The sequence below is a fragment of the Pseudonocardia alaniniphila genome (assembly GCF_022524485.1).
Taxonomy (GTDB): Bacteria; Actinomycetota; Actinomycetes; order Mycobacteriales; family Pseudonocardiaceae; genus Pseudonocardia; species Pseudonocardia alaniniphila.
The window spans coordinates 204,741-228,319 of sequence record NZ_JAKXMK010000012.1 but is presented as its reverse complement, the minus strand read 5'-3'; the positions used below and the strand labels follow the sequence as shown (position 1 = coordinate 228,319).

At 73.7% G+C, this 23,579-nt stretch carries 21 protein-coding genes; 3 read left to right on the top strand and 18 right to left on the bottom strand.

What is annotated here, in order from left to right:
* Positions 1-31: 31 nt before the first annotated feature.
* Positions 32-1,471, bottom strand: coding sequence for an NAD(P)H-hydrate epimerase (locus tag MMF94_RS16265; RefSeq protein ID WP_241037497.1), 1,440 nt, complete (start codon positions 1,469-1,471; stop codon positions 32-34).
* 593 nt (positions 1,472-2,064) lie between these two features.
* On the opposite strand from MMF94_RS16265, the gene MMF94_RS16260 reads away from it, so the two are divergent.
* Positions 2,065-2,856 (top strand): dienelactone hydrolase family protein, encoded by a 792-nt coding sequence (locus MMF94_RS16260; protein ID WP_241037573.1) that lies wholly within the window; start codon positions 2,065-2,067, stop codon positions 2,854-2,856.
* Between the two features lie 374 nt (positions 2,857-3,230).
* Here MMF94_RS16260 and MMF94_RS16255 read toward each other — a convergent pair whose 3' ends face one another.
* From MMF94_RS16255 to eccCa, 9 genes are all read right to left on the bottom strand, one after another.
* On the bottom strand, positions 3,231-3,632 hold the full coding sequence (locus MMF94_RS16255; RefSeq protein ID WP_241037496.1) for a hypothetical protein: 402 nt from the start codon (positions 3,630-3,632) through the stop codon (positions 3,231-3,233).
* Positions 3,629-3,952 carry a hypothetical protein gene (locus MMF94_RS16250; protein ID WP_241037495.1) on the bottom strand — a complete coding sequence of 108 codons (324 nt, stop codon included), beginning with the start codon at positions 3,950-3,952 and terminating at the stop codon, positions 3,629-3,631. The genes MMF94_RS16255 and MMF94_RS16250 overlap by 4 nt, the downstream gene beginning before the upstream one ends.
* A 48-nt stretch (positions 3,953-4,000) precedes the next feature.
* Positions 4,001-5,344: a phosphoglucosamine mutase gene (glmM, locus tag MMF94_RS16245; RefSeq protein WP_241037494.1), complete on the bottom strand. Its 1,344-nt coding sequence runs from the start codon at positions 5,342-5,344 to the stop codon at positions 4,001-4,003.
* Between the two features lie 4 nt (positions 5,345-5,348).
* Positions 5,349-5,783, bottom strand: coding sequence for a 30S ribosomal protein S9 (gene rpsI, locus MMF94_RS16240; RefSeq protein ID WP_241037571.1), 435 nt, complete (start codon positions 5,781-5,783; stop codon positions 5,349-5,351).
* Positions 5,784-5,938: 155 nt separating this feature from the next.
* Complete coding sequence (rplM, locus tag MMF94_RS16235; protein WP_241037492.1) at positions 5,939-6,382, bottom strand: 50S ribosomal protein L13; 444 nt, start codon at positions 6,380-6,382, stop codon at positions 5,939-5,941.
* A 226-nt stretch (positions 6,383-6,608) separates the two neighbouring features.
* Positions 6,609-6,896: a WXG100 family type VII secretion target gene (locus MMF94_RS16230; protein WP_241037491.1), complete on the bottom strand. Its 288-nt coding sequence runs from the start codon at positions 6,894-6,896 to the stop codon at positions 6,609-6,611.
* 12 nt (positions 6,897-6,908) lie between these two features.
* Positions 6,909-7,220 (bottom strand): WXG100 family type VII secretion target, encoded by a 312-nt coding sequence (locus MMF94_RS16225; protein ID WP_241037490.1) that lies wholly within the window; start codon positions 7,218-7,220, stop codon positions 6,909-6,911.
* A 133-nt stretch (positions 7,221-7,353) separates the two neighbouring features.
* Entirely contained in the window at positions 7,354-8,769 is a 1,416-nt protein-coding gene (locus tag MMF94_RS16220) for a type VII secretion-associated protein (RefSeq protein WP_241037489.1), read from the bottom strand.
* Between the two features lie 202 nt (positions 8,770-8,971).
* Complete coding sequence (eccCa, locus tag MMF94_RS16215; protein WP_241037488.1) at positions 8,972-12,904, bottom strand: type VII secretion protein EccCa; 3,933 nt, start codon at positions 12,902-12,904, stop codon at positions 8,972-8,974.
* 154 nt (positions 12,905-13,058) lie between these two features.
* Here eccCa and eccD point away from each other — a divergent pair, with 154 nt between their 5' ends.
* Positions 13,059-14,438 carry a type VII secretion integral membrane protein EccD gene (gene eccD, locus MMF94_RS16210; RefSeq protein WP_241037487.1) on the top strand — a complete coding sequence of 460 codons (1,380 nt, stop codon included), beginning with the start codon at positions 13,059-13,061 and terminating at the stop codon, positions 14,436-14,438.
* 8 nt (positions 14,439-14,446) lie between these two features.
* Positions 14,447-15,724, top strand: a complete 1,278-nt coding sequence (gene mycP / locus MMF94_RS16205) for a type VII secretion-associated serine protease mycosin (protein WP_241037486.1) — start codon at positions 14,447-14,449, stop codon at positions 15,722-15,724.
* Positions 15,725-15,786: 62 nt separating this feature from the next.
* Here the strand turns inward: mycP and eccB are convergent, their stop codons facing one another.
* The 8 genes from eccB to MMF94_RS16170 form a co-directional block, all read right to left on the bottom strand.
* On the bottom strand, positions 15,787-17,220 hold the full coding sequence (gene eccB, locus MMF94_RS16200; RefSeq protein ID WP_241037485.1) for a type VII secretion protein EccB: 1,434 nt from the start codon (positions 17,218-17,220) through the stop codon (positions 15,787-15,789).
* Positions 17,221-17,483: 263 nt separating this feature from the next.
* Positions 17,484-18,428: an isopenicillin N synthase family dioxygenase gene (locus tag MMF94_RS16195; protein WP_241037484.1), complete on the bottom strand. Its 945-nt coding sequence runs from the start codon at positions 18,426-18,428 to the stop codon at positions 17,484-17,486.
* Complete coding sequence (locus MMF94_RS16190) at positions 18,425-18,889, bottom strand: nucleoside deaminase (RefSeq protein ID WP_241037570.1); 465 nt, start codon at positions 18,887-18,889, stop codon at positions 18,425-18,427. The genes MMF94_RS16195 and MMF94_RS16190 overlap by 4 nt, the downstream gene beginning before the upstream one ends.
* 13 nt (positions 18,890-18,902) lie before the next feature.
* Entirely contained in the window at positions 18,903-20,345 is a 1,443-nt protein-coding gene (locus MMF94_RS16185; RefSeq protein WP_241037483.1) for a purine-cytosine permease family protein, read from the bottom strand.
* A gap of 43 nt (positions 20,346-20,388) precedes the next feature.
* Positions 20,389-20,514, bottom strand: a complete 126-nt coding sequence (locus MMF94_RS43380) for a hypothetical protein (protein WP_277398745.1) — start codon at positions 20,512-20,514, stop codon at positions 20,389-20,391.
* Between the two features lie 374 nt (positions 20,515-20,888).
* Entirely contained in the window at positions 20,889-21,701 is an 813-nt protein-coding gene (truA, locus tag MMF94_RS16180; protein WP_241037568.1) for a tRNA pseudouridine(38-40) synthase TruA, read from the bottom strand.
* Positions 21,702-21,814: 113 nt separating this feature from the next.
* Positions 21,815-22,429, bottom strand: coding sequence for a 50S ribosomal protein L17 (gene rplQ, locus MMF94_RS16175; protein WP_241037482.1), 615 nt, complete (start codon positions 22,427-22,429; stop codon positions 21,815-21,817).
* 2 nt (positions 22,430-22,431) lie between these two features.
* Positions 22,432-23,475: a DNA-directed RNA polymerase subunit alpha gene (locus tag MMF94_RS16170; protein ID WP_241037481.1), complete on the bottom strand. Its 1,044-nt coding sequence runs from the start codon at positions 23,473-23,475 to the stop codon at positions 22,432-22,434.
* Positions 23,476-23,579: the final 104 nt, after the last annotated feature.

Sequence of the window (23,579 nt, the reverse complement as noted above, 5' to 3'; positions counted from 1 at the left end):
GCCCGCGAGACGTCGGGCGGCCGGTAGGAACTCATATACCTCGGATCGCGCGGATCGCCGCCGGAATCGCCGCCTGCAGCCTCGACGCCGGGGCCGGCGCGCCGCGCGCGGCCAGCACGGACGCGAGCCCGTGCACGTGGGTCCCGCACCCCGCCGCCCACCACGGCTCGAGCCCGGCGGCCAGCAGCGCACCGATGATCCCGGTGAGCACGTCTCCGGAACCGGCGGTTGCCGCCCACGAGGACGTCGACGGGTGTACCAGCGCTCGCCCATGCGGATCGGCGACCACGGTGGCGTTTCCCTTGAGCAGCACGGTGATGCCGAGTTCGGCCGCAGCCCGGCGGGCAGCCGCGACCCGGTCGCTGCCGACCTCACCTGCGATGCGCGCGAACTCGCGGTCGTGCGGCGTGATCAGTACCGGCCTCCCCCGCAGCACCGCACGGAGATCGGGGTGCAGGGCGAGCAGGGAGATCCCGTCGGCGTCGATGCAGAGCGGGACGTTGCGGCCGATGGCCTCGGACAGCACGGCAAGGCCGGCGTCGTCCGTGCCGATACCCGGCCCGACGGCCCAGGCCTGGGTCTGCCCCGCGTCGACGATCGAATCGGTGGCGACGATCTCCGGCCACGGGTCCCGGACGAGCGAGGCTGCGGTTCCGGCGAAACGGACCATGCCGCTCGTGGCAAGGGCGGCTGCCCCGGCGGACAGCACTGCAGCGCCGGGGTAGGTCGCCGAGCCGGCGGCGATACCCACGACACCCTGCGTGTACTTGTCGTCCGCCGGGCCGGGGACCGGCCAGCGAGCGGCGACGTCGGCAGGGTCGAGGACCTCGGCGTACGGCCCTGGCAGCAGCGGTCCGAGCCCGATGTCGACCAGGTGCACCTCGCCACATCGGTGGGCTGCGAGCACATGAACCGGTTTGAGTGCACCGAACGTGACGGTCGCCGTGGCCGTGACGGCAGGGCCGTCGACCGCGCCGGTGTCGGGGTCCACACCGCTGGGCAGGTCGACGGCCAGCACGGGCACACCCGCGTGGTCCACCGCGGCGACCAGGCGCGCCGCGGGCTCGCGCAACGGCCCGCGCCCGGAGATGCCGACGATGCCGTCGATCACCAGGTCGGCCCCGAGCGCGGCCACCAGGCCGGCGTCCACGTCGACGAAACGGCCCCCCGCACGGCGCAGCGCAGCGAGACCTTCAGGGTGGGCGCGGGCCACGTCGAGCAGCACCGCAGTGACGCCGACGCCGCGCCTGCGCAGCTCCACCCCGGCCCAGAGCGCGTCGCCGCCGTTGTTGCCCGCGCCGACGAGGAGCGCCACCCGACGGCCGCTCACCTGCCCGCTCCGCGCGAGCATCCGGCGTGCATGCACCGCGAGCCCGAACGCAGCACGCCGCATGAGCGCGCCTTCGGCCGTGCGGCCCAGGAGCACGGCTTCCGACTCCCGCACCTGCTGGGCCGTCCAGACGCCCCTCATCGGCCATCTCTCGGTGGCATGTCCGGAGCGTAGGACGTGGGTGGGCACGAGCGCCGGATGACCCGCGTCAGGATGGCGTGAGGGCGAGAACACCGCCCATGTCCTGAGCCAACGGCCAAATCCGTGGATCGCCCGTTCCGGACGGAGCCCCGAACATGTGCGCGGCTCAGTAGCGCGTCGCAGACCGCCCCTGCGATCCGGCAGGACGAGGCTTACACCGACAGCGCGGAACCGCTGGTCAGTGCCGTGTTGATGACGCGTCGCAGTCGGATGGCGACGGAGGGTTCGTGCTCCCCGCATGGACCTGGCTCGACTTCCTGCTGTTTTCGCCGCCATCCCGGCCGGTGTCGGCGGCTGCCTTCTCGGAGTCCGAGGCGCCAACGCGATCAACCGCCGGCTCGGGCGCGCCGCTCCGAGCGAAGAACCGAACGCGTCCCCACCCGCTTCGACGAGTAGCCGAGAAAAGCGGCTGGGCACCGTCGGGTGTCGCCCGCACGATGCGCCGTCGCCGCGTTGCGTTCGCCCGCCCGACGTCGCTAGGACTACGGTGCTGCGCTGTGACCCGGACCCGCCCGTTCGCCCGGCCACCGGAGATGCGCAACGCCAAGGAGGCGCTGGAGCAGCTCTCCCGGCCCGGGCCGCACCAGGTGCTGCGTGGCAACCTCGGCATGGTCGGCATCCCGGGCGTCGTGTTCGCGCCGGAGGAGGGGCTGGGGCTGCCCGCTGTCGCCTTCGGGCACGACTGGCTGCAGCCCGCCGAGCGCTACGCCGACCTGCTGCGGCACCTCGCATCCTGGGGCATCGTGGCGGCTGCCCCGTCGAGCCACCGCGGCCCGTTGCCGAGCCACGCGGGCTTCGCCACCGACCTGCGCACCACGCTCGACGTCTGCGCCGGGGTACGGCTCGGCGAGGGACGGATCAGCGTGGACTCCCGCCGCACCGCACTCGCCGGTCACGGGATCGGCGGCGGGATCGCGATGCTGGCGGCGCAAGACCGTCCACGCGTCCGGGCCGTCGTCACGATCGCGGTTGCGCAGACGCGGCCGTCGGCCATCGACGCCGCCCGTGCTCTCACGATCCCCGTACTGCACCTCGCCGCGGGCAAGGACACCGTCGCGCCCGCCGCTGGGCACGCAGAGCCCATCGCGGCGGCGGCAGGCGGACCCGTCTGGTTGCGCACGCTCTCCAAGGCCACCCACACCGGGTTCCTCGAAGGCCTGCACTGGAGCGACTTCGTGCTCTCGGGCAACCCCGACGCCAAGGCACGCCGCCTCGCCCGCGCCCTGGTCACGGCCTTCCTGCTGCACCACCTGTGCGACGAGGACCGCGTCGACATGCTCATCGACGGGAAGGTCCCCGGCACCACGCTCGCCGACCGCCACTGATCCCGCGCCGGCAGGGGGCAACTCGCGCAATCGGGACAGAGAACTCGTCCGGAACCGACGATTCGCGCGCCCGGAGCGGGAGGCCCGCAGAGCGGGAAACGGGAACTCGCGCAACCCACGAAATCAACTGTCCGGAACAAACGAACCTTTCTCATAGAGAGGGATCGAATCGCGCACCCAGGATGGGCGACCGGCTCAGCAGGAATGGGCTCGCGCAGGACGGTGCCGCCGCCGAGCGGGACGCGACTCTCGCAAGCAGGCCGCCACTCGGGCAGCCGAAGGGAGTGATTCGGGCAACCGAAAGTGGGCCACTCGGGCAGGCAGGGACGGGCGACCTGCGGGCTGGAAGGGGCGGCTCGGGCGGAGACGGGCGGTCAGCCCGTCTCCGGGTTCTCCGCGGGGAGCTGGGCTATGCGCATCCCTCGCTCGCTGTCGGCGCGCTGCGCCGCCGTGCCGCCGAGGCGCATCCCGGGAAGCCGCGAGGACGGCAAGCCCAAGCGAACGGGGTCAGCCGCCTGTCGCGCGTACGCCTCACCCAGTTCGGCAGCCGATCCGGCCTCCCGGCCCAACTCCTGACCCAGCCGCACGACCCGCTCCGCCCACTCGAGGCCACGGCCGTCCGGCCAGTCGTGGCCGATCTGCTCGGAGAGCCGGCCGACGCGTCGCCCCATGTCGGCAAGAGCGTCGCCGAGATCAGCCCACCACCGCGCCGTACGGGACAGGGTCTCCACATCGACGGGGTCGACGGGACCGGGCGGTGTGACCGGCCGGCTCATGTCCAGTCCCCGCCGGACGACCGCGCCGGGCGTGCGGCGCCGAGCGCGTCCTGGATCCGGAGCATCGTCGAGGTGACCACGCCGTCGGCGTCCGCCGACGCGGTGGCGGCACCGGCGAGGGCGACACTGAGCTCCGCCAGTTCGCGGACGGCGCCGAGCAGGACCGCGCGCAGCCGTTCGTGCTCGGCCACGAGGGCAGGGCCGCCGGGCGCGTCGCCGGAAGACGGAGGCAGCACCCCGCGCAGGTCCTCGGAGAGACCGGCGGCCGTGAAGGCGTGGGATCGCAGCCGATCAGGTTGCAGGCGCAGCTCAGGCGGCACGACGCGATCGTGCCGCACTGATCCGGCCGGCGGGGCGGAACGGGAGAATCAGCGCACGGCGGCGACGACGTCGGCCAGCCGCAGCGCGACGGCCTCCGCGACCTCCGCGGTGGGCGCCTCGACCATCACCCGCACCAACTGCTCGGTGCCGGACGGACGCAGCAGCACGCGCCCGGTGCCACCCAGCTCCGCCTGCGCGGCCTCGACGGCCTCGCGCACCGCGGCGGAACCGGCGACCGCGGTCTTGTCGGCCACATGCACGTTGCGCAGCACCTGCGGCAGCGGCGTCACCACCGAGGTGAGCGCGGCGAGCGACGAACCCGTGGCCGTCATCCGCGCCATCAGCCGCAGCGCGGTGAGCAGGCCGTCGCCGGTGGTGGAGTGTTGCGGCAGCACGACGTGCCCGGACTGCTCGCCGCCGAGGCTGAACCCGCCCGTCCGCAGCTCTTCGAGGACGTACCGGTCGCCGACCTGGGTGGTGCGCACCGCGATACCCGCCTCCTGCATCGTGAGATGCAGGCCGAGGTTGCTCATCACCGTGGTGACGAGGGTGTCGTGGGTGAGCTCACCGGCCTCCCGCATGGCGAGAGCGAGCACGGCCATGATCTGGTCGCCGTCGACCTCGGCGCCCGTGGCGTCGACGGCCAGGCAGCGGTCGGCGTCGCCGTCGTGAGCGATACCGAGATCGGCAGCGTGCTCACGGACGGCCTTCTGTAGCGGCCCGAGGTGAGTGGACCCGACGCCGTCGTTGATGTTGAGGCCGTCCGGGTCGGCGTGCACCGCGATCACCTCGGCCCCGGCCCTGCGGTACGCCGCGGGTGCCACGACGGAAGCCGCACCGTGTGCGCAGTCGACGACGACCCGAAGCCCGGCGAGCGAGCCCGGTGTGGCGGCGATGAGGTGATCGCGATACCGATCAGCGGCATCCACGAGGTCGTGGACACGGCCGATCCGCGCACCGGTCGGACGCTCACCGCGGGTGTCGAGGCCTTCCTCGACCGCACTCTCGAGCGCGTCGGGAAGCTTGTGGCCGCCCGCCGCGAAGAGCTTGATGCCGTTGTCCGGCATCGCGTTGTGCGACGCGGAGATCATCACGCCGAGGTCGGCACCGAGCGACCCGACCAGGAAGGCGACCGCAGGGGTGGGTAACACCCCTACGCGTACCGCGTCGGCTCCGGCCGACGTCAGGCCCGCGACGACCGCGGCCTCCAGCATCTCTCCGCTCGCCCGCGGATCCCGCCCGACCACTGCCACCGGCCGGTGAGAACGGTCCCGTTCGGCGAGCACCCGTGCAGCGGACGCGGACAACGCGACAGCGAGCTCAGGAGTGAGCAGGTCGCCGTTGGCCAGTCCGCGAACGCCGTCGGTACCGAACAGACGTCGCTCGCCCAATGGGTCAGCGCTTGCTGTACTGAGGAGCCTTGCGGGCCTTCTTGAGGCCGTACTTCTTGCGCTCGATGACACGCGGGTCACGGGTGAGGAAGCCGGCCTTCTTGAGCGGCGGGCGGTCGTCGGGGTCGGCCTCGATCAGCGCACGGGCGACCGCCAGGCGCAGCGCGCCGGCCTGACCCGAGGTGCCACCGCCATTGAGGTTGGCGAAGATGTCGAAGCGCTCGGTCTTCTCGACCGTGACGAGCGGCTCCCGGATCAGCTGCTGGTGCAGCTTGTTGGGGAAGTACTCCTCGAGCGACTTGCCGTTGAGGCGGAACACCCCGCTGCCCGGCACCAACCGGACGCGGACGACGGCCTCCTTGCGGCGGCCGACGGTCTGGATCGGCCGGTCGGAGAACACCGCCGGAATGGCGGGCACCGCATCGATGTCGGAGTCGATCTCCACCTCGGAGTCGACGTCGTACTCGTCGGCGTTGTCCGCGGCGAGCGCGGCTTCCTCGACGGCCTCGATCTCGGCGGCTGCCGTCTCGGCGGCCTCGCTCCCGGGCTCCGGGGGGGTGGTCACGGGCTGTCCCTCTTCGTTCTCTGCGGTGGTCACTGCGCGACCTGGGTGATCTCGAACGCGGCCGGCTGCTGCGCGGCGTGCGGGTGGTCGGGCCCGGCGTAGACCTTCAGCTTCTTGCTCATGGCCCGGCCGAGGCGGTTCTTCGGCAGCATGCCCTTGATCGCCTTCTCGACGAGACGGTCCGGGTGCTTCTCGATCATCTCGCCGACCGAGCGCTGGCGGAGACCACCGGGGAAGCCGCTGTGGCGGTAGACGAACTTGTCGTCCCGCTTGTTGCCGGAGACGGCGATCTTCTCCGCGTTGACGATGATCACGAAGTCACCGGTGTCCATGTGCGGGGCATACGTCGGCTTGTGCTTGCCGCGCAGGAGTGTGGCGGCGTGCGTGGCGAGGCGGCCGAGCACCACGTCCGTAGCATCGATCACATGCCAGGCGCGGGTGATCTCGCCGGGCTTGGGGCTGTACGTGGGCACGGACCTACCTCGTCGCTGTCGTGTGCTCGTCGAATGCTCGGGAGCTGCCTCTGGTCGCGGGTGCGGAGGAAGGCGCCGGGCCCGGATGGGGCCGTGCGGGACGCTGTTGAGAGCGACCGCGGGTCTCCACCCACCGCACATCGAAGAACGAGGGTACCCGCCGGTCTGAAGCGGGGTCAAAACGCCCCCTCCAACCGCCGGGCACCCTGTTCCGTTGCCGTTGACGCTACCTCCAGCGGGCCGCGTTGGCCCGCTCGACCTGCTGATAACTCTCGTTGGCCGTGCCCAGGGCCACCCCGATCTGGGCGAGCACCGCCGCCAGATCGGCCGCGGCCGTGTCCCACCGGCGCTGAGTGGCCTGGTACTCGGTGGCCGCCTGCCCCTCCCAGCCGGCGACCATCGGCGCCAGGAACCGTTTGAGCTCCTCCAGCTGGCCGGAGATGCGCCCGGCGGTGGTGCCGACGTCCGTCCGCGCCACTTCCAGTGCTCCGAACGTGACCTTGATCTCAGGCATTGCTCGCTCCCCTCAGCCCAGCGCCGCACGGATCGATGACAGCTCTCCGGTGCGCTGCTCCTCCTGGGCCTGATAGCTCGCGCCTGTGCCCTGTATCGCCTCTCCGATCGTGCGCAGGGCCTCGTTCAAGGCGCGGGCGTCGGCGTCCCAACGCGCCATCAGCGCTGTGAACGCCGTGGACGCCTCTCCCCGCCATGCCCCCGCCAACGGGGCGAGCCTGCCGCGCAAAGTGGCGAGATCGGCCTGCACGGCGTCGTTCACCGCGAACACGTGCCTCCCGGCCCGCTGCATCTCCTCGACGGTGGTGCCGAACCCGTCGGCCATGTCGATCACCCCTGTTCCCGTTCCAGCCGTCTGCTGCCGGGCCACCGTCGCAGGGGTGACGACGGCGCGGGGCCGAACCGGCGAGATCGTGTGCAGGTGCGAACGGCAGAACACGAGCGGGCCACTCGCCTGCTCAGGCCGGTCGCACCGAGGCGACGACGACGGCACAGGCAGCCTGCACCGCTGCGCTCCCCGACGTCGTCTGCTTGCAGCCGACGCTGAGCTGAGCATCACCGTCGAGGAGCACGAACCACTCCACGACCGTGGGGCCGGCCTCCTGCTGCCGGTAGGTGGCGACCTCACGCCCGGCGACGCTGGTGATGCGGAAGTCCGAGAGCGGGGACCTGCCCGCCACGGCCGCGTCGAACTCCGCGCGCAGCTCCGCGCGCGCTCGTTCGGGCTCGGCACCGGTGTCGTAGCCGAGCGGACTCAGCTCGACCGCGATGAGATCGCTGCCCTCCGGCGACCCGGCCAGGGTGAGCAGGGTGCGACGCCGTTCTGGCAGGCCGCCGGTGTGCTCCCATCCCGACGGCACGTCCAGCCGGTAGCCGTACTGCACGAGCACCCCGGCCGGCACCGCGGCCGACGGCGATGGCAACAGAGCACCCACGCCGAGTAGGCCTGCGACGACACCGGAGACCGCGACGAGCAGCAGGACCGCGCGCAGCGGCCTGCGAGCGCGAGGATTCGGTGGCGGCAACCTGCGGGCCGCGATCGGCGCTGCGGCCCGTTCGTGACCGGCGGAGGGCGAGCCGGACGAGGCGGCCACGCGCACGGGCGCCACCCGGCCGACCGCGCCAGGCAGCATCAGCGCCCCGAGCACCGCGGCGACGTCGGGCCGCGGCGCCACTGCGACCTCGCCGCCGATCCCGGCCTCGTCGAGCAGCTCCGCCAGCAACGGGGTGCGTGCGACCCCGCCGACGAGCAGCACCCGTGCCGGCCCGGCGCGGTGCACCACCTCGTGCAGGGCATCGATCGCCACCGCGAGGCGCCTCGCCAGCAGATCGCGCACATCGTCGGCAACCACCCGGACCGGCTCCGGGGCCCGCGTCCAGACCTCGGGCAGCAGCGACAGGGCTTCCCGCACCCGCTGCGCCTCGGCCATCGCGGCCGGGTCCGCGTGTGGAAGCCGAAGCAGGCGCATCAGCGCCGCGTCCAGATCGGCCCCGCCCAGCGGTCGGGACGTGACGGCGAGCAGGCGCCCGGCCGTGTCCCAACGCGTGGCCTCCGCCGTGGTCCGTCCGACGTCGAGCACGGCCACGGCACCGAGCCCCGCCGCGGCGAGCGGGGCCGGGACGGCCCGGACCTGCCCGCCGAGCCCCGCGCACTCGCCCAGCCAGGCCACGATCCGCGACGAGGGCCAGCTCGCCGGGTGGACGAGAACGAGCTCCTCGGGGGCCGGTGCGAGCGCCGCCAGCAGGGATGCCACGGTGGCGCCGGGAGCCGTCGTGCGCGCCACCAACCAGGGCTCCCCGTCGCTACCGGCGGCCGCCATCCGGGCGGTCGTGCTGCCCAGCTGAACGGCCACGCGGACCGGCGTGCCGCTCATGGCACGGCGATCGGCGGCGCAGACCGCGGCGCTCCGGTAGCGCGGGGCGCGGTCTCGCGGATCGACCGGAGCGCCGCCCGGCCGCCCACGGGCCGCCCCCACGCCGTCGCCCGCCGAGGCTCACGATCCCCGGCTGCAGCAGAGCCTGCGCCATGGACGTTGCGGCCGGCGACCCGGCCCGCGCGCCGGCGGACCTTGCGGCTCACGGCTCGTCCTCCGTGTCAGGCGGCAGCCAGGCGAGCTGGACTCGCCGGGCCCCGCGCCGCCGGTCGACGAGGGTGGCGCGGCCTGGAGGCAGGGGCGAAGGTTTGACGGACTCCACCAGCGCGCCCTCGTCCGGGCTGCCGTTCATCACCAACCCGGGCGCACCGAGCTCGCGCAGCCGCCCCAGCAACGGGTCGAACAGCGCGCGGCTCGCACCGCCGCAACGACGGGCGACGACCAGGTGCAGGCCCACGTCCTTGGCCTGCGGCAGGAACTCCACCAGCGGCAGCAGCGGGTGCTCGGCGCCGCCGCCGGGCGCCACCAGGTCGTAGTCGTCGATGAGCACGTAGACCTCGGGCCCGGTCCACCAGCTGCGCTCCCGCAGCGCCCGCGGCGTCACGTCGGGGCCGGGCATCCTGCGTCGAAGCGAGGCCGCCACCTCATGGGCGGCTTCGGCGGTGGCGCCTGCGGTGCTCGCGTAGCCGATCAGATGGCTCTCCGGCACCACGCCGAGCAACGTGCGGCGGTGGTCGACGACCACGATCCGAGCGGCTTGCGGCCCGTGCCGGGCGATGACTCCGCGCGCGACGAGGCGCAGCAGGTTGGTCTTGCCGCTCTCGGCGTCGGCGAAGCACAGCAGGTGAGGCTCCGCGGCAAGGTCGAGCTCCACGCGGTCGAGCCCCTCCTCGTCCACGCCGATCGGTATTCCACACGACCCGGGCGGCGCAGGTGCAAGCGCGTCGTGGTCGATGCGTTCGGGCAGCAACCGGACCGGTGGGAACCCCGGGCCGGGCCATGCCGCGGCGACCGCCGCCACCAGCGCGGCCTGATCGGTGGCCCCGGTGCTGAGCTGAGGCGCGGCGACGACGGCCGAGGCCCCATCGGGCGCGAGGCCGTGTGCGGGCCGGGCCGGGACCTCGGCGGCCCGGCGACGGTCGATCTCGGACTCTGCCGGCTCCCCGAGCCGCAGCTCGATGCGGCCACCGAGGAGGTCCTTCAGAGCCGGGCGCAACTCGCTCCACCGCGTGGCCGACACCGCGAGGTGCAGCCCGTAGGACAGGCCCTGCGCGGCCAACGGGAGCAGCCGCGCCTCGAGGTCGTCGAACTCACCGCGCAGCGTGAGGTACCCGTCGACGACGAGCAGGAGGTCGGTGCAGGGCTCGCCCGGGTGAGCACCGGCTGCGCGGTGTGCCCGGAACTCCTCGACGGAGGAGATCCCGGCCTCGCGGAAGAGGCGTTCGCGGCGAGCGAGCACAGCGGTGAGCTCCGCGACGGTACGCCGGACGAGGTCGGTCTCCTGGCGTGCGGCGACCGTGCCGACGTGCGGGAGAGCGGCGAGCGGGACGAGCGCTCCGCCACCGAAGTCGAGTACATGCACGCCCAGCTCGTCAGGTGTGTGCGTGAGCGCGAGCCCGAGCACGGCGGTGGCCAGCGCGGTGGACTTGCCCGTGCGCGGCCCGCCCACCACGGCGAGGTGCCCGGACCCACCGGCCAGGTCGATCACAAGGGGGTCGCGTCGCTGCTGGTAGGGCCGGTCGATCAGACCGACGGGCACGCGGAGCGGGGCCGCCCGGCGAGCCATCGGCCGTCGACCGGGCACCGCGCGGATCGCGCCCAGCACCTCGTCCAACGGCGGCGGGACCTCGAGCGGCGGGAGCCAGACGCGGTGGGCTGCGGGGCCCTGGCCGGCCATCGCTGCGATCACGGTGTCGAGCACGGTGGGGCCCTCGGATTCCTCGGCAGGCGCGGCCGCCTCCACCGGGGCGATCACCGGAACCGGGCCGGCCCGGAACGGGTACGCGGCGGCCTGCCCCGCCACCTCTCCCCCTTGCACTGGTGCGCTGCCCGGACCCGACACGTAGGCGGCGCGGAACCGCACGAGCTCGTCGGTGCCCGTGGCGAGGAAGGCCGACCCGGGCGCCGACGAGAGCTGGTGGGCGTCGGGCACACCGAGCACCGCACGCGACTCCGATGCGGAGAACGTACGCAGGGCGATCCGGTACGACAGATGGGACTCGAGCCCGCGCAGCCGTCCCTCTTCGAGGCGCTGGGACGCGAGCAGCAGGTGGATTCCGAGGGAGCGACCGAGCCTGCCGATCGTGACGAGCAGCTCGATCAGTTCGGGACGCTGGGTGAGCAGCTCGGAGAACTCGTCGACCACGACGAACAGCGCCGGCAGCGGCGGCAGGTGGGCCCCCGCCCGGCGCGCCGCGGCGTATTCGGCGACCCCGACGAGATTGCCCGCCGATCGCAGCGCCTCCTGGCGGCGGGTGATCTCACCGGCCAGCGCGTCGGCCATGCGGTCGACCAGCGTCAGCTCGTCGGCGAGGTTGGTGATCACCGCCGAGACGTGTGGCAGCCCGGCCAGGCCGAGGAATGTGGCCCCGCCCTTGAAGTCGACGAGCACGAGGTTCAGCTCGGCGGGCGAGTGCGTGGCCGCGAGACCGAGCACGAGCGTGCGCAGCAGCTCGCTCTTGCCCGACCCGGTGGCGCCGACGCACAGCCCGTGTGGCCCGCTACCCCCCTGCGCCGATTCCTTGAGGTCGAGCATGACCGGGCCGCCGCGCTCGTCCACCCCGATCGGGACGCGGAGCCGGTGGGTCTCGGAGTGGGCCCAGCGGGCGCGTAGCGCCTCGATGCCCGCCTGGCCGGGCTCCAGCCCCAACAGGGCGGGCAGGCCTGGCGCGGTGCGCGGGGCCGCTTCGCCCACCGGCTCCGCGCCTCCGGGCCGGTAGCGGGCGAGCCGTCGCGCGAGCGCACGCGCCTCGGCAACGCCCAGCCCGTCCGGCTGCCCGATCAGCGCCGGCTGCTCGTCGCCGGCGTGCGGCGCCTGATCGCTACCGATGCGGTGCAGCCCGTCGTGCCCGACGCGCAGCCGCACGACAGACGGGCCGGGACGCCGCCCTGGTGGCGCGCCGACCCGCAACACCGTGACCCCGGCGACGCCCGCCCACGGCCCCGGCCCATCGGCCACCTCGTCGACGACGACGAGCAAGTGCGGCTCGCCCATCCCCGGTCCAGCGGGCCTGCCGGCGAGCTCCGCCACCCACCAGCGGCGCACGTCGTCGGCGTCGGCGGAGATCATCCGCAGCGGGCCGACGGCGTCGCGACGGCGTGGATGGCCGACGTGCGGCAGCCACTTCACCCACTCCCACTCCGGTGCGAGGCTGGGCGGCGCGACGACGGCGAGCAGCGCATCGGACGGGCTGTGCCAGAGCGCGTACTGGGCGACGACGGCGCGGGCGAGCGCGCGGGCAGGCCCGAGTCCCGCGGCGGGTCCGTCCGGTTCCAGCCACACGGTGGAGCTGGCCCGCAGCGACAGGGCGACCGGCAGGTCGGGCACGACGGCGTGGCCGAGCAGGAACCGGCGCAGGGCGAGCGCGGTGACCGGCTCGAGGCCCTCGACCGGCCCGGTCTGCGGGGCTACGAGCCGTGTGGCCAGCCGCTGGGCCCCACGTCCGATGCGCAGCTGCCCGAAGTCCGGATCTGCGGCCCGGCGTTCCCAGAGGCGACCGGCCGCGAGCACCGCGGGCCAGGCGGCCGGATCCGGATGCACCGACTCGAGCACGGTGCGCTGCTCCGCCGCGATGCCCCGCACCCGGTGGCGCAGCACCGACAGGTAACGCAGGTAGTCGCGCCGGTCCTCGTCGAGGCCTGCCGAGCGCTCGGCTCCGCCGCGGCCGGCGCCGGTGAGCATCATGCTGAGCGTCGAGATCGCGAACATGCCACCGAACAGCCACGACGTCGGGTTGCCGACCCCGAGCACGGCGACGAAACCGACGGACCCGAGGAGCATCACGACCGGCAACAACCGAGCCGGCACACCCGCGGGAACGATCCGCTCGGGTTCCGGGGGCGGTTCGAGCGTGAGCTCTCCGCCGGGCATCCGCAGCGGCAGGCGCCTGCGCCGGACGACCCCTACCGTGCCCATCGGCACCCCTCCCCGCCGTTGCCGCCGGCCCCTGACGACTTCCACCGAACGGGCCCGCCCGGGGCCTCGGCGCTGCGATGCTAGGCAGCCGACGGGGGCTGCCGGGGCCGTTCCGGAGAAGTCGTCCCGTCGCTCGGGGGGAGACGAAACGACCATGCGCGCGCCCGCCGCCGATGCGGCCTACTGCCGGCTCACGGTGCTCGCCCCACGTGCCCGGGTCGACGTGGCGCTGCCCGCCGACGTGCCGGTGGCGGAGCTGGTGCCGATGGTGCTGGAGCTGATCGGCGAGCCGGTGTTCGGCCTGCGTCCCTTGCCGTGGCGGCTGTCGGGAGTAGCCGGGGGGCCGCTGCCGTCGGAAGCCACCCTCACCGACCTCGGCGTCCTCGACGGCGATCTGCTGCGCATCGCCCCGGAGAGCCCGGCCCCGGCTTCGCCTGTCTTCGACGACCCGGTGGACGCGCTGGCGGCCACGGCGGCCACTGCCACGTCCGGCGACCGGCGGTTCGGGGCGGGAGCGGTGCTCGCGGCGGCGCTTGCCGCGGCGGCGGTGCTGGCGGGTGCACCAGGCCCCACCCGGACGCCGGCTGCAGTGGCCGCGGCGCTGGGCACGGTGGCCACCGTGGCCCTGGCGGCTCGCCTGGCCCGCCGTGCCGATGAGCAGGACCGCGGTTCGGTACATCCGGCCGCCGGTGCGGCCGCGCTGGCGGCCGTCGCACTCGGGGGCGCGGCCGGGTGGGCTGCACTGTCCGCGTCCGGTGGAGCAGCGCAGCTGCTGCTGGCCACCGTGGCGGCGGGCACCGCGGCCGCGGTGGCTCAGATCGCGCTGCGTGTGGTGGCTCCGGTGCTCGTCGGCATCGTCGTGGCAGCCGTACCTGTGGGCGCGGCCGCTCTCGTGGTCCTGCGGTTCGGCGTCGCCGCAGCCGCCGCGGCCACGGCCGTCGGTGCGGTCGGCCTTGCCGTCGGCCCCGTGCTGCCGCGGGTGGCGCTGCGGCTCGCCGGGTTGCCCCGTCCGGTCGTTCCCTCCGACGGGAGTGAGCTCGTGGACGCCGACGACGGCCCGGATCTGTTGCCGCCCGACGAGCTCGCGGAACGGGCCGACCTCGCCCGCGGCTACCTCGCCGGGCTGGTCGGCGGATCCGCCGTGGTCACAGCAGGTGCCGCGCTGCCGGCAGCCGCGGCGGGCGGCTGGGCCGGCCCGGTCTTCGCGACGGTCGTCGTGGCGGTGCTCGGCCTCCGCGCGCGCAGCTTCGCCGACCAGGCCCCGGTCCGGGTCCTTCAGGCGAGCGCGATCGCCGCGGGCGTCGGGCTCGCTGTCATGGCGGCCCTGCACGCGGGCACGGCGTTCCGGCTCGCAATCGCGGCGGCCCTGCTCGTCACCGCGGCAGCAGGAGCTCTCACGCTCGGCCGCAGCGCCCCGCTGGGCTCCCCGGTCTCCCGACGGGCGGTCGATCTGCTGGAAGGTCTGCTCATCGCCGCCGCGATCCCGCTGGCATTCGCGACGATGGATCTGTTCCGGCTGGTCCGGGGCCTGTGAGACGGGCGGTGTGCGCGATCGTCACGGCGCTCGCGCTCACCGGGGTGCCGGTCCCCGCCGCGGCCGAGCCGGCGCCACCCCCGGTCGGCGTCGAGCCCCCGAGCGGCCGTCCGCCCGGGGCCGCAGCCGGTCTCCGTCCACCACAGCGCTGCGTCCCTCCCGCGGCTGACGGCCACCCCGCCGACGACGCCACCGCCGCCCGTCTCCAGCTGCGCGAGGTCCATCGGCTGGCCACCGGCCGCGGCGTGCTCATCGCCGTGATCGACACCGGTGTCTTCCCGCACCGGCTGCTCGGCGGCCGGCTGCGTGGCGGCGGGGACTACCTCACCGGCGGCGACGGTCTCGACGACTGCGACGGGCACGGCACCGCCGTGGCCGGGCTGCTTGCCGCAGCCGCCGAACCGACCGGTCGCGGCAGCACGCCGATCGGCATCGCGCCCGGCGCACGCCTGCTCGCGATCCGCCAGTCGAGCTCGTCGTTCGAGGTCTCCGCCCCAGGTGGCAACACACGTCCGGCGGGCGACACCCGCACCCTTGCGGAGGCCGTGGTACTGGCGGTCCGCGAAGGCGCCGATGTCATCAACATCTCGGGAGCGGTGTGCTTGCGCGCCGATCTGGCGGCCACGGCGGGCGCCCAGCTGCACGCCGCACTCCGCTACGCCGTGGAGGCCGATGTCGTCGTCGTGGCGGCGGCCGGGAACGTGGGCACGGGCTCGTGCACCGACCGGGACACGGGTCAGGTGTCGCTCCCGGGCTGGTACGACGAGACGCTGCTCGCCGTGGGCGCCGTCGGCCCGGACGACGGCGCTGCGCCGTTCACGGTGCCCGGCCCGTGGGTGGACGTCGCCGCTCCCGGCACCGGGCTGCGCTCGCTGGCCGTCGGTGGCGGCACCACGGGCTCGGGCGTCGACGGCACGAGCTTCGCCGCACCGTGGGTGGCCGGCCTGGCCGCGCTCGTGCGCGAACGCTTCCCCGACCTGACCGCTTGGCAGGTGGCCGACCGCATCATCGCCACGGCCCGCCGACCTGCAGGTAGCCGCGACGACCGGCTGGGCCACGGTGTGATCGACCCCGTCAGCGCGCTCACGGCCGTGCCCGCCGTGCTCGAACCGGCCACCGAGCGGCCCACCGAGCGGTCGGTCGCGCCGTTGCCCGGCACCGCGCCGCACCCGGCTGCGCCGGAACCGGCGAGCCCGCCGGTCGACCTCGCGGCGGCCTGCCTGCTGCTGGCGGCCGGCGCGATGGCCGCGGTGCTGCTGCGCAACCGCCCGCGGCGCACCCGCTGACCAGCGGCGACCCGACGCCCCTCAGCGCCGGAGCGCCTGTCCCCGGCACCGGCCGGGCAGCCTCACCCGGCCGGCAGGACGTCCACCATGCGGCCCGCCGCCGCGAGATCCAGAGCCGGGCCGCTCGGGAGCAACCGCAGCACGGCCTCCGGCGCAGGCTCGGCGGAGGTGATCCCGAGAGCGGCGGCAGTGGCGTCGTCGGCCACTCCGAAAGCGACCCCGGTGGCCGACACCAGCCACAACGGCCCACCGGTGGGCGAGCGTCCCGGTCCGGTCGCCCGTACCGCACCGCCGGAGCCCGCGACGACGGCGTCCACCTTCGGCCCTGACCCGTCGGCCTGCGCCAGGCTCACCGGCTGCGACTGCGCCGGCTCCGCTCCGCCCGCCCACACGGCACCGGACGGCTCCCCGTCGGCGGTCCACATCCAGCACACCACCGGCGCATCCGTGGGTTCGCGCAGCCGTGGGGCGCCGAGCGGCCAGCCCTCCACGGCGAGATCGCCGACGAACGTGGCCGTGGCCAGCTCGTCGGTGCCGACGGGAATGTCCCGTGCCTGTCCCGCAGCCACGCGCAGCAACTCGGCCAGCACATCCGGCACCTCTTGCAAGCCACCCGTCAGCACGACGAAATGCCGCGGCTCACCACCCGCCGGCCGGGTCGTCAGGACGTCGCCGATCCGCCCGGGCAGGCCGACCGGAGCGGGACCGCCTCGACCTGCCACCTCGGGCGTGGCCAGCGCGACTCCCTCGGGCAGCAGCGACACCAGGTCGGGAGCGGCAGCCCGGGGCACGCGGGCGGTGAGCCCGAACGCCGCGAGCACCCTCCCGTCGCCTGCGTCGACGCGGTGGCGGCGACCGCCGGTGACCAGCCATGTCACGCCGTCGGGCCCGTCGAGCAGCACGCCGTCGTTCGCCGGCAGCGGCTCCGGGGCTGTCGGCATGCCCGCCACAATGGTGGTGCCGACGAGCGCGCCGTCGGCCGTGGTCCGGTCACACACCGCCCACCGGGGTGGCACGGTCGAGCTCGGCCGGACGGCCACCGCGCCCGGCACCGCGGCGGTCGGGGTGCGCGGGGCTGCGTCGAGGGAGCTGTCCGGCACCGTGACGGGCGCGGCCTTCGCCGGGTCGGCGTCGGTGCTGCCACCGGAGCGCAGCGCCGCCAGTACCAGACGGGCAGCCGGGAGGTTGGCGACGGGGACGAGCCGGTCGGGCCCGTGCGCCACCACGTACATCGCCCCGGAGTCGGCCCCGACGACCACGGCGGCGTCGGTCCACCTCGGACTCGGCGCCATCCGCGCGAACAGGGCCGCGACACAGATCCCGAGCAGCCCCAGCGCCACACCGGCCATCGCGGCGCGGCGTTGCGACCGGATCTGCTCGTGCAACGGCACGGGATCGCCGCGGACCAGCGCAGCCTCCATGCGGCGCAGGCCGAACCGGTACGCGTCGGCCTGGTCGCGGGTGGCGGGAGCCCGCACGGCGCTCGGTCGGGGCACGGCCAGACGCTAACCGCGCAGGTCGCCCCACCGTGGCCGTTCGGGAGAACTCGCGGCCGGCCCTAGTGTCGAGGAAACGAGGTCGTCTTACCCGCCTCCGACGACAACGCAGCCCAGACGGCGCCTCGCGGCGTTGTCGTCGGCCCCGATACAACAGCGGTATCGGCGCCTCCTCCGCCTTGCGATTGCCCGGGTGCGGGTGTCCCGCAGGGACACTGTCGCCTGAACACCGGATCCGGGCAAGGAACCCCGTTTCCGCGACACTAGCCGACCGAGATGGCGTCGAGCCGTTCGCGCAGGAACGGGGCCGAGACGACCGGAGCCAGGTCCGCGCGGCGGCCGATCGGCGGCGCCAGCGGGGTGACCAGCGCGTCGTGGTCGAGCTCGAAGAAGAACACCAGCGAGATGAGCTCCTCGTCCGGCGACTCGGGCTGCGGCGGCAGTACCCGGTGCCGTCCGGAGCGCCAGCGCATGCCCGTCCAGTGTTCGAGCAGGTCGCCGATGTTGACCGTGAACGCGGATCGGTCGTACGGCGCGTCGGTCCAGCCGATGCCCTCGATGTCGACCTGCAGACCCCCCGCACCAGGCTCCCGGTCCAGCACGGTGACGGTGCCGAAGTCGGTGTGCGATCCGATCCGGAACTGCCCCGGCTCGGGCGGGCCGACCTCGGTGAGCGGCGGGTACCGGTTGATGTTGAACGTCCAGGTCGGGTGGCCTGCCAAGGCGGTGAGCGTCTCGCGCCGCAGGCCCAGCGCATCCGCGCACAGTTCCAGAAGCTCGCGCGACACCGTCGTCATCGCAGCCACGTAGCGGCCGACCGCGCGCTCCAGTTCCGGCACCTCTGGCGGCCACACGTTCGGCAGGAACCACACGTCGTCGACCTTCGGATCACCGGTGGGCGTGGCAGGCCCGACCGCGAAGGACTCCTTCAGGTCCGGCGGTGTGTCCACCCCCTCGACGTTTCCGTTGGCCTCCACCCCCGGTGCGAGCCAGCCGCGCCCGCCGATTCGCACGGCGTAGCGGGCCTTCACCTCGGCGGGCAGCGCGAAGAACGCCCGTGCCGCGTCGCGCACGTCGGTGCGCAGCGCCTCGTCCACGCCATGGCCCGTGACCAGTAGGAACCCGGCCTGCTGCAGAGCAGCGTCGACGGCGGGACCGACGCCCGCATCACCGCTGCGCCACGCAGCCAGGTCGATCGTCGGAATCATGAGGGCTCCCCGATGTCCTCGTGCCACAGGTCCGGACGTGCGGCGATGAAGTCGGTCATGAGCTCGACGCACCGGTCGTCGTCGAGCACCGTGATGGAGACTCCGTGCTCGGCCAGCCAGTCGTGGCCGCCGTGGAAGGTGCGGGCCTCGCCGATGAGCACCGCGCCGATGCCGAACTGGCGCACGAGCCCCGAGCAGTACCAGCACGGCGACAGCGTCGTCACCATGATCGTCGAACGGTAGTCGCGTTGCCTGCCGGCCGCTCGGAACGCGGCGGTCTCGGCGTGCATCGACGGGTCGTCGTCCTGGACACGGCGGTTGTGCCCGCTTCCCAGCAGCGTGCCGTCGGCGGTGAACAGGGCCGCGCCGATGGGGATGCCGCCCGCGGCGAGGCCGGCTTCGGCCTCACCGAATGCGACGTCGAGCAATACGGCCGGGTCGGACACCGCCGGTTCGGGCAGGGTGGTCACCTGCTCACTCTGCGCGGCTACCGTCCGCCCCCGCAACAGGCTCTCGTGCACGTCCCGAGAGTCGCCGGAACAGCAGCGCGTAGACGACGGCAGAGAGCGCAATGCCGACGAGGAACGTCACGTCGCCCACGCCGGGCGCCAGACGCGGGATCAGCCCGACGAACAGCACCTGGTTGGAGAAGAGCGGCACCGACACGACGATGCCCGCGAGGAGGGCCACGATGCCCGCGGGGTTGCGGTGGCCACGGTCGTAGAGCAGCTCGGTCGGCAGCCGGTTGCGGCGCAGGTACTGGTCGGTGAGCACCACGCCGAGCCACGGCCCGATCCAGTAGACGATCACCAGCAGGAAGCCCTCGTAGCTGTGGGCGGCATCGCCGAGCGCGAGCAGCGCGATGACGAGGCCGACCACGCCGAACGCCGCGGCCACCACAGCCCGGGCCCACCGCAGCGGGACGTCCACGCCCATGCTGAGGAACGACATCGCGCCCGAGTAGACGTTCAGCACGTTGGCCGCGATCGCCCCGAGCGCGATGGCCAGCAGCGTGAGGCTCGCGAGCACCCCGGGGAGCACTCCGACGAACGCCGTGGTCGGGTTGTCCGACAGCACGCCCGCTGCCGCGGTCGCGCTCACCGACGCCGCTCCCACGATCATGAGCACGGTGGTGGAGCCGAACAGCCCGAGGCCGGCCGCGAGCCCTGTGCGCAGGCGCGGCGAGTCGGCCGGCAGGTAGCGCGCGTAGTCGGCCGCGTACGGGCTCCAGCCCGCGGAGTAGCCGAACACGGCGCCGACGGTGAGCAGGAACCCTCCGACGCCTCCGGTTCCTCCACCAGCGGGTACGGCCGACGGGTCCGACCGTGCCAGCACGATCACCGCCCCGATCGCGAACACCACCGCGAGGACGGGGAAGGCGAAGCGTTCGAAGACCTGCACGAGGTTGTGGCCGACGAACGCGATGCCGATCTGCACGAGCACGACGACCACGAGCCAGGTCGCCGGGTGCAGTCCGGTGAGCGAGTTCAGCGCGAACGCTGCGCTGACGCTGTTGACCGCGAACCAGCCGAACCCGGACGTGATCGTCATCAGTCCGGCCGGCAGGGCGTTGCCCCGATAGCCGAACGCGAGCCTGCCCAGCACCATCTGGGGCACGCCCGCCAGGGGTCCGCGGGCCGAGAGCACGCCGTGCGCGATCGCCGCGAGGCCGTTGCCGAGCAGCACTGCCGCGACGGCCTGGGCGAACGTGAGCCCGAAGGCCTGCACCGACAGGACGCCCACGAAGATCGTGGCGAACTCGAGGTTGGGCGAGGTCCAGGTCCAGAACAGCTGCCGCGGGCGGCCGTGCCGCTCCTCGGCCGGGATCGGCTCGTTGCCACCCGGCTCCACGGCGATCACGCGTTCGCCGTAGTCGCGCGACGTGGGCACCCTGTCGGGCGCGGGCTCCGGCGTCACGTCGGTGCCGCCTGCATCGCACGAAGAGCCGGCACGGGAAGGCTCACCGCGCGGGCGGGACGACGGTGAGGCCGAGCTCGCGCAGGATCGCGTGGATCTGCTCCACCGCCGACATCCCGGGCCGCTCCCGCAGTTGGAGCACGGCGCGCTCCACCTGTTCCGCTGTCACGGTGCACGCTGCCGGTCCGTGAGCCGACGCTGTTCCTGTTTGATGCGCGGTCGTGGCCGGGTGCGCGGGCGCTGCGCACGGCGCGGCTGCGGAGTCGGCGGGTGCGATCAGCCGCGTGGGGGGCGTGGTGAGCACGGCATCTCCGTTTCTGGTCTGCAGGCACGGGCGCGGGCCGGGATACCGGACACGCCGGATCGATCACGGTCTGGGCGCAGAGCACCCACTCCCATGGGGATAGGGGGGTCGCCCGGGGGAGTTACGCGCTTGGTTGACGACAAGATCAATCGAGGGATGGGGCGCACAGTGTGACTGCCAGGGGCCACTGGCGCCAGAGCTCGGAACGATCTCTCGGCGCCGAGCGCGCCCACCGTGCGTTACTGCGCGCCGAGCACGCGCTTGCGGCGGGTGGCGTCGGCGCGGGCGGCGAGCTCGGCGTCCGGTGGGTAGTCCACGGCCACCAGCGTCAGGCCGTGGGCCGGGGCGACGGGTACCTCGCTCGCCCGCTCGCCGCGGGTGAGCAGCTCGGCGGGCCACGCCGCCGCCCGCCGCCCGCGGCCCACGTCGAGCAGAGCGCCGACCAGGCTCCGCACCATCGAGTGGCAGAACGCATCGGCGGATACGGACGCCTCCACGACGCCGCCGCCGGCCTCCGCCCAGGACAACCGCTGCAACGCCCGCACCGTGGTGGCTCCTTCGCGGCGCTTGCAGAACGCGGCGAAGTCGTGCTCGCCGAGCAGCCGCTCGGATGCATCCGTGACCGCCGCGAGATCCAGCGGATGCGGCCAGGAGAGCGTGTCGCGGGCGCGCAACGGCTCAGCGCCGTGCGGCGCGGTGGCCACCCGGTAGCGGTAGTGGCGGCGCAGCGCCGAGAACCGGGCGTCGAATGCCGCGGGAACGGGGGTGACCGCCCGCACCCGGACGTCGGACGGCAGCAGCCGGGCCAGCCTCCGCACCAGCCACGTCCCGTCGAGGTCGGACGAGAGGTCGGCGTGGGCCACCTGGCCGGTGGCGTGCACCCCGGCATCGGTGCGCCCGGCGACGGTCAGCTGCACAGGCGCCCGCACCACCGTCGATAGCGCCTCGGTGAGCACCCCGCACACCGTGCGGCGGGCCGGCTGGATGGCCCAGCCCGAGAAGTCGGTGCCGTCGTAGGCGACGTCCAGCCGGAACCTGCGCGAGTCGCTGATTTCCCGCTCTCGGGTCGCCTCTTCCGCGGGCCCGATATCCCCCGGAAGACCCGCGAGCCCGCCGTCACGGAGGACGGCGGGCTCGACGGGGTGGTGCGGGTGCTGCGCGGCTATCAGGACTCCTCGGTGGAGTTGTCCTCACGCTTCGACGCGGGCTGACCGGACTCGGCAGCCGGAGCGGCGCTCTCCTCGGCCGGAGCACTCGTGGTGCTCGTGGCCTCGGTCTCGACCGCGGTGGACTCGGCCGCCTCGGTCTTGTCGGTCGCCGGCGTCTCGTCGGCAGCCGGAGCCGCCTCGGCCGGAGCCGGGGTGGCGGGCTTCCGCTGCGACGACGCGACGCGACGGGCGCGCTCCGCCTCGTCGGTGACCGTCTTCTGCTGGACCAGCTCGATCACGGCCATGGGGGCGTTGTCGCCCTTGCGCGGCAGCGTCTTGGTGATCCGGGTGTAACCGCCATCGCGGTCGGCGAAGAACGGGCCGATGTCGGCGATGAGCCGGTGCACGACCGTCTTGTCGCGGATGACCTTCTGGATCTCGCGACGGTTGTGCAGGTCGCCACGCTTGGCCTTGGTGATCAGGCGCTCGGCGTAGGGCCGCAGCCGCCGGGCCTTGGCCTCGGTGGTGGTGATCCGGCCGTGCTCGAACAGCGCGGTGGCCAGGTTGGCCAGGATCAGCCGCTGGTGCGCAGGCGACCCGCCGAGACGAGGCCCCTTGGTGGGCTGAGGCATGGCTACAGCTGCTCCGTTTCTGCGTAGTCCTGGCCGTCATCCCCGAAGTGCTCGGGGTCGAACGTTTCGGAGCCGAAGTCGGTCGCAGCGGCCGACGGGTCGAATCCGGGCGGGCTGTCCTTGAGCGCGAGCCCGAGGCCGACGAGCTTCATCTTGACCTCGTCGATCGACTTGGCACCGAAGTTGCGGATGTCGAGCAGGTCGGCCTCGCTGCGGCCCACCAGCTCACCCACGGTGTGGATGCCCTCGCGCTTCAGGCAGTTGTACGAGCGGACGGTGAGGTCCAGCTCCTCGATCGGCATCGCGAAGGCCGCGATGGTGTCGGCCTCCTGCGGCGACGGGCCGATCTCGATGCCCTCGGCGTCGACGTTCAGCTCGCGGGCGAGGCCGAACAGCTCGACGAGGGTCTTACCGGCCGAGGCCAGCGCGTCCCGGGGCGTGATCGAGGGCTTGGTCTCCACGTCGAGCACCAGCTTGTCGAAGTCGGTGCGCTGCTCGACACGGGTGGCCTCGACCTTGTAGGTCACCTTCAGGACCGGCGAGTAGATGGAGTCGACCGGGATGCGGCCGATCTCGGCGCCGGTGGCCTTGTTCTGCATGGCCGGGACGTAGCCACGGCCACGCTCCACGACGAGCTCCACCTCGAGGCGGCCCTTGTCGTTGAGCGTGGCGATGTGCAGGTCCGGGTTGTGCACGGTGACGCCGGCCGGAGGCACGATGTCGCCCGCCGTGACGGGGCCGGGGCCCTGCTTGCGCAGGTACATGGTCACCGGCTCGTCCTCCTCGGAGCTGACGACCAGCTCCTTGAGGTTGAGGATGATGTCGGTGACGTCCTCCTTCACACCCGGCACGGTGGTGAACTCGTGCAGCACACCGTCGATGCGGATGCTGGTGACCGCCGAGCCGGGGATCGAGGAGAGAAGCGTGCGCCGGAGCGAGTTGCCCAGCGTGTAGCCGAAGCCCGGCTCCAGCGGCTCGATGACGAACCGGGAACGGGTGTCGACGACCGAGTCCTCGGTCAGGGTGGGTCGCTGAGAGATCAGCATGGGTTGGTGCCTCCTCACACCCTGCGGCAACCGCTATTTGATGCCGCAGTGGAAATCCCCCGGCCCCTCCCTGCGGGGCCGGGGGTGTCGAGCTGCTACCCGAG

Excerpts from the sequence above, each read along its gene's own strand:
- MMF94_RS16195 (WP_241037484.1), bottom strand. The coding sequence starts at position 18,428 with ATGATTCCGACGATCGACCTGGCTGCGTGGCGCAGCGGTGATGCGGGC.
- MMF94_RS16170 (WP_241037481.1), bottom strand. The coding sequence starts at position 23,475 with ATGCTGATCTCTCAGCGACCCACCCTGACCGAGGACTCGGTCGTCGAC.
- MMF94_RS16225 (WP_241037490.1), bottom strand. The coding sequence starts at position 7,220 with ATGGCCGACGGGTTCGGCACCACCGTCGAGGAGATGCAGCGGGCCGGG.
- MMF94_RS16220 (WP_241037489.1), bottom strand. The coding sequence starts at position 8,769 with ATGAGCGGCACGCCGGTCCGCGTGGCCGTTCAGCTGGGCAGCACGACC.
- MMF94_RS16265 (WP_241037497.1), bottom strand. The coding sequence starts at position 1,471 with ATGAGGGGCGTCTGGACGGCCCAGCAGGTGCGGGAGTCGGAAGCCGTG.
- rplQ (WP_241037482.1), bottom strand. The coding sequence starts at position 22,429 with ATGCCTCAGCCCACCAAGGGGCCTCGTCTCGGCGGGTCGCCTGCGCAC.
- MMF94_RS16260 (WP_241037573.1), top strand. The coding sequence starts at position 2,065 with ATGCGCAACGCCAAGGAGGCGCTGGAGCAGCTCTCCCGGCCCGGGCCG.
- MMF94_RS16230 (WP_241037491.1), bottom strand. The coding sequence starts at position 6,896 with ATGCCTGAGATCAAGGTCACGTTCGGAGCACTGGAAGTGGCGCGGACG.
- eccCa (WP_241037488.1), bottom strand. The coding sequence starts at position 12,904 with ATGGGCACGGTAGGGGTCGTCCGGCGCAGGCGCCTGCCGCTGCGGATG.
- eccD (WP_241037487.1), top strand. The coding sequence starts at position 13,059 with ATGCGCGCGCCCGCCGCCGATGCGGCCTACTGCCGGCTCACGGTGCTC.
- MMF94_RS16255 (WP_241037496.1), bottom strand. The coding sequence starts at position 3,632 with ATGAGCCGGCCGGTCACACCGCCCGGTCCCGTCGACCCCGTCGATGTG.